The sequence below is a fragment of the Halomonas citrativorans genome (assembly GCF_014898005.1).
Lineage (GTDB): Bacteria > Pseudomonadota > Gammaproteobacteria > Pseudomonadales > Halomonadaceae > Vreelandella > Vreelandella citrativorans.
Genome location: NZ_JABUYX010000044.1, coordinates 1 through 8,934, shown reverse-complemented (window position 1 = coordinate 8,934; position 8,934 = coordinate 1). Strand labels below are relative to the sequence as shown.

Here is an 8,934-nt window from a genome sequence, read left to right as displayed (position 1 = left end):
TTCACCTAACGCTTTGATTATTCAGATGTAGCGCGTGGTAACGCGCCGTGAGGAACGAACGGCAAGGCACCCGCGGGAGGCGGCGGAACGACGCCCATGGGCACCTCATTCGCCTTGGCACCTCCTTTACCCTTGCACCCTTACCCCTGCACCGCTGCGCGGCGCTCTCGCGGGTGCGCTGCGCTTACCACGCGCTACAAATCCATCTAACCTTTTGATTCTTCGGGTGTAACGCGTCGTTGCTTTGGCACTTACTTCACTACTAACGTTTAAACCTTGGCATCCACCGGTTGCGAGCGTGACCATGCCATAAGGACTAATCCTAGTGCGATCATGGGCACCGTCAGCAACATTCCCATGGTGACCCATCCGAATGCAAGATAGCCAATATGCGCGTCGGGCATGCGGACAAATTCCACCAGGAAGCGGAATGCGCCGTAGCCGAGTAAAAACAGCCCTGAAATGAACCCTCGCGCGCGGGGCTTGGCAGATACCCACCACAAAATCACAAACAGCACCAACCCCTCAAGCAGGGCTTCGTAAAGCGCTGAGGGATGGCGTGGCTCTGGCCCCATCCCGGGGAACGGCATTCCCCACGGCAACGATGTTACTCGTCCGGGAAGCTCATGGTTAATAAAGTTGCCTACTCGACCAGCGCCCAAGCCAATGGGTACCAGTGGGGCAATAAAATCCGTCAGGGTAAAAAAGGCAAGCTGCTTGCGGCGTGCAAACCACCAGGCTGCCAACAGCACACCGAGCAATCCGCCATGAAAGCTCATGCCGCCGTCCCACACACGGAAGATCCATAGAGGGTCAGCCGACCACTGTCCTAAGCCGTAAAAAAGTGCATACCCCAGCCGTCCACCAGCGACCACACCTATTGCACAGTAGAAGATCAGGTCACCAATATCGTCTTTAGTAAGCCCTATCCGAGAAGCTCGCCGACAGCCCAACCACCACGCGGCGATAAACCCCACGACATACATAAGGCCGTACCAATGCACTTGAAGCGGCCCAAGGGAGAACACCACAGGGTCAATTGCTGGGTAATTCATCATTGAAATACTCTAATTACGGAGGAAGAGGAAGAAAGTCACTTAGACCATTACTACACTAGGCTTTGCACGAAAACTGCTTGCGCTCGGCCATGCGGCGTTAAAAATCAGCTCGTGCGCGAGTCCGATCAAAATACTCATTTACACATGTAAACTCGTACGCGAGCTCGGTCCGTTTTTTCGCTGATTTTTGCCTTGCCTGGCCTTCGCTCAGCGACTTTTCGTACAAACCCTAATTAAGCCAAAACGAAGCGTAGACCGACCACAGCCAACAGCAGCGCAAAACACAACCTTAATACATGCGCAGGTAACACATGGGCCAGGCGAACGCCAACACGCGCAAACGGTACGCTGGTGACGACAATGCCGAAAAAAGCAGGCCACATCACAAACCCGGTAGCCCAGTTAGGCAACAGCGGATGCCCCCACCCCATTACCATAAAGGTAATGGCACCCACTAATGCGATAGGCAGCCCGCATGCAGCAGAGGTACCTACGGCTTGTGTCATGGTAGCTCCACACCGAGACAACCATGGTACCGTCATTGCGCCGCCGCCGATGCCAAATAAAGCGGATATGGCGCCTACTATACCGCCGGCCACGACCATCGCAAATTTGCCTGGGGCAATAGAGCCAGGCTTGGGCGATAGACCAAAAACCATCTTGGTTGCTAACAGCAGAACAAAGATGCCAAAGAGCGTGCCCAATACGCCGCCCGAGAGACTCCCCGCAATAAACACGCCGCCAATGGCGCCCACCATCAAACCCGGGAGTAGCGCTAAAAACCAGGGGCGATAAACACTTCCTTGACGAAAATGCCCCAACGCAGAGGAGGCCCCGGTGATGACAATAGTGGCCAACGACGTGCCTACGGCAAGATGCATGGTGATCTCAGGCGGTATGTTTTGCAGGCCAAATGCAAAAACCAGTACCGGAACGATAATAAGCCCGCCACCGACACCAAAAAGCCCCGCCATCGTACCTGCCGCCGCGCCCAAGGCTAAGTAACCCAACAAGATAGTCATCACACTCATTGGCCAGGTGCCTTGTGTGGGCTATCGGGCAGCCATTTGGAAATCATTCCCAGTAATTTTTCAGGTTGATAAGGCTTGGTGAGCAAGTCATTCATGCCTGCTTTTTTGCATTCGGCAATGCCTGCGTTGTCCGCATTGGCCGTTAGCGCAATCAGGATGCTAGGGCGCTTTCCGCTTGCCTGTTCATAAGCCCGCCAGCGCCGGGTGGTTTCCAAGCCATCAAGAGTAGGCATAAAAATATCCATAAAGACTAAATCAAACGAGGTAGATTGTTGGCGCTCAAGCGCTTGCTCGCCACTGCTTACGCCCTCGACCTCTAACTCGTGAACTTCCAGCATTTGCCGCGCCAGCATCAGGTTAACCGGACCATCATCAACCACAAGCACGCGTAAAACGTGGTTTGATACTGTATTGGCAGGTGTCACGTCATCTTCATTAACACTTTGATAAACCAGATTGGTCAGCAACGTGCGCACATCCGCCAAGTGCTCACGGATATCCACGACCTGATGGCGACACTGCGAACATTCGTCACTTTCCAGGATGCGTCCTAAATGCTCATTCAAGTCATCAGTTTCACGCTGAAGCAGTGTTAAGTAACCTGATTTTAAACGTGACTCTTCTCGAGCCCGGTCACGCCCGGCAGCAAGTCGCTTTAACTGCTGCTGTTGATGGTGAATATCATCCAGCAGTGCCTGATCTTCTTTTACTTGCTCGGTGGGGTGGCGTGATCGCTGAGCGCTTTCAATATAGCGCCCAAGCCCTGAAAACATTTCATTCATTTGGGCCAGGCGTCTCAGCGGTCGAACAGGCGCCCTGCTGATTTCAGGCAGGGTGTGCTTTTTGTCAGGCAACATTTTCAAGACACTAAACCGCAGCGACTCACTATGCCGTTCAAGCTCGTCCAGTTCCTGTATAAAATAGGCCTCTTCCTGTTTTGTGCGTACTTTAACCAGCATCAGAAAGGCGGATACATTCATGGAACTGCCCAATAGCAGTGCAAGCGCCATCCACAAGGTGGTGCTCCATGGCGCCTGTGTAGGCGACATCCACCAAACGGCGAGTCCAACCAGCATGCACAGCACGATTAACGCTGCCTGGATAAGCAATATTGGCCAGAGAATAGGCCAAATGATGGCGTTCCAGAAATGCTCTTCGCGATTGCGTTGCATGCGTTCGCGCCTTCCTGATTGGCTAGAGACAATTCACCCCGATGAGGTGATGAGTGTTACGTTACTCGCACAAGTGTACGACGATGCCCTTAAGCTGTCATGCTGAGCTTGTTGATAATGACCAACGCTGAGGACTCACTATGTGCTTGATGGCATTCGCCTGGCAACCTGGCACAGCGCTGCCCTTACGCTTGGCAGGTAATCGTGATGAACTTCATGTCCGGCCAACGGCGCCTTTAGGCTATTGGGATGACGCCCCCTCCCTTTTAGGCGGGCGTGACCTTGAAGCAGGCGGCTCATGGCTTGCTGCCACACGAGGCGGTAGAGTCGCGGCGCTTACCAATGTACGCGACCTTGCGGTGACGACACCTCTCGATGCACCCAGCCGGGGCGAACTTGTCGCCAATGCGCTCCAGTGCAGCAATATTGAGCAGTGGCTAACCGACCTTGCTCACCATAAAGCTCACCGCTACGCAGGGTTTAATTTGTTAGTCGCCACCACAGACCGGCTTTGGTATCTCCATCATGGCCAGCACGGCATTACGCTCAGCGATGTGCCGCCCGGCGTGCATGGCCTTTCCAATGCGGAATTGAACACTCCTTGGCCAAAAGTGCAAAGCGTGCGAGAAGCACTAGCGCAAAGCTCGCCGGATAACTGGCGCTCTCCGTTGGGCCAAGCGCTGCATAACACTCAACGAGCGCCGGACGCCCAGCTACCCAAGACAGGGGTTGAGCTTGCGCTAGAGCGAAGGCTTTCTGCCGCGTTTATTCTGGGCGAGACTTACGGCACTCGCGCCACAAGCTGGTTAACGCTTGATCACCAAGGCCATATAAACATCACCGAGCAACGCTTTGGGCCCATGGGTCGTTTCAAAGGCGAAACGACCCTGGCCATATCGTGAGGCAGCAGCGTTAATCGCGTGGAGGTAACAGGTGCGAAAGCTGCCACTCGTCCATGCGCTTATTGAGATGCTCGTGTACCTGGAAAGGCGTGTCCAGGCCCATGATCTCAGCCAGCAGTGCTTTGGCATCATGAAGTGTCACGCGCCGAATGGCCGCACGCACTTTGGGTAAACTGGGGGCGTTCATTGAAAGCGTGTTAAACCCCATGGCCATTAATAACAGCGCACCCGCGGGGTCACCGGCTAATTCGCCGCATAACGAAATGGGTTTATTAAGCCGCTTGGCATCCTGGGAAAGTTCCTGCAGGGCGCCTAAAAGTGCCGGATGCATTGCATCATAAAGACTGGAAACCCGTGCATTGTTACGGTCAACCGCCAGCAAATACTGGGTGAGATCGTTACTGCCCACAGAGAAAAAGTCGACCCGCTTTGCCAGCGCATCCATTTGATAAATAGTCGCTGGCACCTCAATCATCACGCCCACTTTGGGACGCTTTATGATGATGTCCTCTTCCCCCAGTTCAATAATCGCGCGGTCCAATAGTCGCAGCGCCTCATCCACTTCCTCGACATTGGTAATCATCGGGAAAAGCACAGAGAGGTTGTTTAACCCATGAGAAGCCTTCAGCATGGCACGCAGCTGCACCATGAGCACTTCTGGATGATCCAGCGTTACCCGCATCCCGCGCCAGCCTAGAAAAGGATTGGCCTCTTCAATGGGGAAGTAAGGCAGGTCTTTATCGCCCCCAATATCCAGCGTACGCATCACCACGGGCAAGGGCGCAAACCCTTCCAGCTGCTCGCGATACATGCGCATCTGCTCTTGTTCGCCAGGGAAGCGCTCCGTAATCATAAACGGCACTTCCGTACGATAAAGCCCAACACCCGCAATACGGCTTTTGAGCAGTGTGGTGGCATCTACCGCCAGCCCCGTATTGACCATCAGCGGCATTTCATGGCCATCCGGGGTCGTACTGGGCAGGTCCTGCTCATGCTCCAGAAGCTCGCTTAACGCTTGTTCATCCGCAATTAAGCTTTCATAGCGCGACGTCAGCTCAGCCGATGGACGAACAAACAGCCGCCCACGGTGACCGTCCAACACAACCGGTGCGCCACTTAAGCGTGGCAAGGGTAAATCCATCATGCCCAGCACCGTGGGGATCCCCATAGCACGGGCGACAATGGCAACGTGCGATGTACCTGAACCTCGCACAGAAACCAACCCTTTGAGCTTCTCTCGCGGCACTTCACCCAACATGGCGACACTAATTTCATCGCCCACTAAAATGGCGTTATCGGGGTAGGTTTCAGGCGTTGAGGGCGCTCCCTCTTGCAAATGGGCCAATACCCGGCGGCCTAAATCACGAATATCCGCAGCGCGCTCGCGGAGATAATCGTCATCTACCCGCTCCAGATATTGAACGTGGCGTCGCACTACATCGGCAAGCGCACCCGGCGCCCACTGCCCTTCACGAATACGCTTTTCAACCTCTTCAGAAAGGGCTGCTTCACCCAACATCTGCTGGTAAACATCAAAAAGCGCCAGCTCCTGGGAGGAGATTCGGTTGACTAGACGCTCGGCCGCTGCACGAATTTCATCGCGAGTTTTACCGATCGCCTCTTTTAAACGCGCAATTTCATACGCTTCATTATTGGGAATAAGGTCTGGAACGCTATTAAGGTCAGCCGGTGGCGTAATAACGACCACCTCGCCCATGGCAACACCGGGCGACGCTGCGACCCCTTTAAACATGGTCTGCCCGCCCGGTAAGGCAGGCCGCGCAAGGTTACCCGTTGCCAGCGCATGAGCCAGCACGCCTGCCAACTGAGCGGCCATGGTGACCAGGAAGGCTTCATCTTGATCATCATAGCGGCGTTTTTCAGCCTGCTGAACAACCAGCACACCCAGCATATGGCGCTGGTGAATAATCGGCACGCCTAGAAAACTGGAATAGCGTTCTTCACCGGTCGATTCAAAATAGCGAAAATGAGGGTGAAGCCGTGCATCTTCCAGGTTCAAGGGCTCGCTGCGCTTGGCCACTTGGCCCACCAACCCTTCCCCTAACGGTAGCACAACGCGCCCTACCGCTTGAGTACGCAGACCAATCGTTTCCATTAAAACGAGCGATTCAAGCTCTTTATCATAAAGGTAGAATGAGCACACATCGGTCTGCATGGCCTTGCGGATACGACGCACCATCGTCGACAGCGCGGCGTCCAGGTTGCGTGCACCGTTTACTTCCTGAATAACACGACGCAATACCTCAAGCATGGACGTTTTACTTTTCACATTGTTTGCCTCGCTGAGGATCTTTTCGACAGACTTTCACCGCTCATCCAGAGCCGTGGAGCACGTTATTTTTCATCATCTTGTGCCAAGCGCTGAACGCGGGGAGAAAGCTCTCTTAGCGCGCGCCGATACACCTCTCGTTTGAACGGTACCACTTGCCCGAGTGGGTACCAATAGCTCACCCACCGCCAACCATCGAATTCAGGTTTGGGCGTTGCCGTCATACAAATTCGATTTTCCTGACAGCGAATTCTAAGCAAATACCATTTCTGTTTTTGGCCAATACACACTGGCCGTGAATGGGTACGAATCATGCGTCGTGGTAGACGGTAGCGCAGCCATCCCCGGGTACAGGCGATAATATCAACATCATCGGCGGTTAGGCCGATTTCCTCAAAAAGCTCACGAAAAAGAGCCTGTTGCGGTGTTTCGCTTGCGTTAATGCCTCCCTGGGGAAACTGCCACGCATTCTGTCCTACACGACGCGCCCAAAGCAGCTGCCCCTGGCTGTTGGCAATGATAATGCCAACATTGGGGCGAAAGCCGTCAGCGTCGATCACGGACATCACCTTATTAAATTTTCAGTTATCCCCATTTTTCCACAAGGGTGACAAGCGTATCAATACAATATAACGCCAAGTCGTGAACGCGTGCGCGGCCCGGGTGGGAAAGAACCAAGGACTCTGCGATAATCCGCCCCTTTGTTTTGCCGTTCATACCTATAACTTTCAAACGATAATCGACCATAAGGGGAGCGCCGTGAGCCTGGCTATTTTCGATCTGGATAATACGCTGATATCCATCGACAGCGATCATGCATGGGGTGAGTTTTTGCTCGAGCAAGGCGCCGTAGACCCCGTCGCCTATCGCGAAGCCAATGAGCGTTTTATGGCCGATTACAAGGCGGGCACGCTGGATATGGCGGCGTTTCTGGAAGTGGCGCTTAAGCCGTTAGCGGATAACACGCCCGAACAGTTAGCGGCTTGGCATCAGCAATTTATGGCCAGCAAGATAGAACCGCATATTCTTTCCAAGGCCGAAGAGTTATTGGCGCGGCACCGCACCCGGGGCGACACGCTGCTTATTGTGACCGCGACCAACCATTTTATTACCGCACCCATTGCTGAGCGCTTGGGCGTTGATTATTTGATCGCGGTTAATCCGGAAATGGAGAATGGTCGCTATACCGGGCGCGTCTCCGGCATCCCCAGTTACCGGGAAGGCAAAATTACTCGTTTGCATGAATGGTTAGAAGACAAGGATTTTACGCTGGACGGCGCCTGGTTCTACAGCGACTCACATAATGACCTGCCACTGCTTGAAGAGGTTGATCATCCGGTAGCCGTTGACCCGGACGACACCCTTCGCCAGGTAGCCGAACAGCGCCAATGGCGAATCATGAGCCTTCGTGATTAGCGCTTTAACGTGAATCACCGTCAGGTGGCTGCGCACGGATGGCGACGGTACGACGCCTAAAGGCACATAATCAACCCCGGCACCGCTGCGCGCTGCTCCCGCGGGTGCGCTGCGCTTACCACGCGCTACAAGAATCCCCTCATATGGCTGTACACATCGTAGCGCGTGGTAACGCGCCGTGAGGAACGAACGGCAAGGCACCCGCGAATGGCGGCGGTACGACGCCCAGCTGTGCCACCGCATTTCAACCCCGGCACCGCTGCGCGCTGCTTCCGCGCCGGGCCGCCGCTGCGGGTGCGCTTCGCTTACCACGCGCTACAAGAATCCCCCAGATGGCTGCACATATCGTAGCGCGCGGTAACGCGCCGTGAGGAACGAACGGCAAGGCACCCGCGAATGGCGGCGGTACGACGCCCCGGCTGTGCCACCGCATTTCAACCCCGGCAACGCTGCGCGCTGCTCCCGCGGGTGCGCTGCGCTTACCACGCGCTACAAGAATCCCCTCAGATGGCTGCACACATCGTAGCGCGTGGTAACGCGCCGTGAGGAACGAACGGCAAGGCACCCGCGAATGGCGGCGGTACGACGCCTAAAGGCACATAACCAACCCCGGCACCGCTACGCGCTGCTCCCGCGGGTGCGCTGCGCTTACCACGCGCTACAAGGATCCCCCAGATGACTACACACATCGTAGCGCGTGGTAACGCGCCGTGAGGAACGAACGGCAAGGCACCCGCGAATGGCGGCGGTACGACGCCCGGATGTGCCACCGCATTCAACCCCGGCAACGCTGCGCGCTGCTCCCGCGGGTGCGCTGCGCTTACCACGCGCTACGAGAATCACCTAACAGATGGTTGCACACGTCGTAGCGCGTGGTAACGCGCCGTGAGGAACGAACGGCAAGGCACCCACGAATGGCGGCGGTACGACGCCTAAAGGCACAGAATCAACCCCGGCACCGCTGCGCGCTGCTCCCGCGGGTGCGCTTCGCTTACCCAATGGGATGGACTCCTCCTCACCCTACTCCGGCGTCTGTGCGCCATACTGATAGGTGGGTTGGACAAC

Annotated in this window: 7 protein-coding genes; 2 read left to right on the top strand and 5 right to left on the bottom strand. The window is 55.4% G+C overall.

Annotated elements, in window-relative coordinates; translation table 11 throughout:
* Positions 1 to 269: 269 nt before the first annotated feature.
* From lgt to INT20_RS17680, 3 genes are all read right to left on the bottom strand, one after another.
* Positions 270 to 1,058 (bottom strand): prolipoprotein diacylglyceryl transferase, encoded by a 789-nt coding sequence (lgt, locus tag INT20_RS17690; RefSeq protein WP_172116185.1) that lies wholly within the window; start codon positions 1,056 to 1,058, stop codon positions 270 to 272.
* Between the two features lie 233 nt (positions 1,059 to 1,291).
* The gene (locus INT20_RS17685; RefSeq protein ID WP_193057428.1) at positions 1,292 to 2,089 is read right to left on the bottom strand and encodes a sulfite exporter TauE/SafE family protein; all 798 of its coding nucleotides are present in this window, start codon (positions 2,087 to 2,089) and stop codon (positions 1,292 to 1,294) included.
* Positions 2,086 to 3,261 carry a response regulator gene (locus tag INT20_RS17680; RefSeq protein WP_193057427.1) on the bottom strand — a complete coding sequence of 392 codons (1,176 nt, stop codon included), beginning with the start codon at positions 3,259 to 3,261 and terminating at the stop codon, positions 2,086 to 2,088. The genes INT20_RS17685 and INT20_RS17680 overlap by 4 nt, the downstream gene beginning before the upstream one ends.
* Positions 3,262 to 3,401: 140 nt before the next feature.
* Here INT20_RS17680 and INT20_RS17675 point away from each other — a divergent pair, with 140 nt between their 5' ends.
* Positions 3,402 to 4,163 carry an NRDE family protein gene (locus INT20_RS17675; protein WP_193057426.1) on the top strand — a complete coding sequence of 254 codons (762 nt, stop codon included), beginning with the start codon at positions 3,402 to 3,404 and terminating at the stop codon, positions 4,161 to 4,163.
* A gap of 10 nt (positions 4,164 to 4,173) precedes the next feature.
* Here the strand turns inward: INT20_RS17675 and ptsP are convergent, their stop codons facing one another.
* Both ptsP and INT20_RS17665 read right to left on the bottom strand, forming a co-directional pair.
* A complete protein-coding gene (ptsP, locus tag INT20_RS17670) occupies positions 4,174 to 6,435 on the bottom strand; it encodes a phosphoenolpyruvate--protein phosphotransferase (protein WP_193057429.1) in 2,262 nt (753 codons plus the stop codon).
* Between the two features lie 83 nt (positions 6,436 to 6,518).
* Positions 6,519 to 7,013, bottom strand: a complete 495-nt coding sequence (locus tag INT20_RS17665) for an RNA pyrophosphohydrolase (RefSeq protein ID WP_172116181.1) — start codon at positions 7,011 to 7,013, stop codon at positions 6,519 to 6,521.
* 199 nt (positions 7,014 to 7,212) lie between these two features.
* On the opposite strand from INT20_RS17665, the gene INT20_RS17660 reads away from it, so the two are divergent.
* Positions 7,213 to 7,869: a histidinol-phosphatase gene (locus INT20_RS17660; protein ID WP_193057425.1), complete on the top strand. Its 657-nt coding sequence runs from the start codon at positions 7,213 to 7,215 to the stop codon at positions 7,867 to 7,869.
* Positions 7,870 to 8,934 lie beyond the last annotated feature (1,065 nt).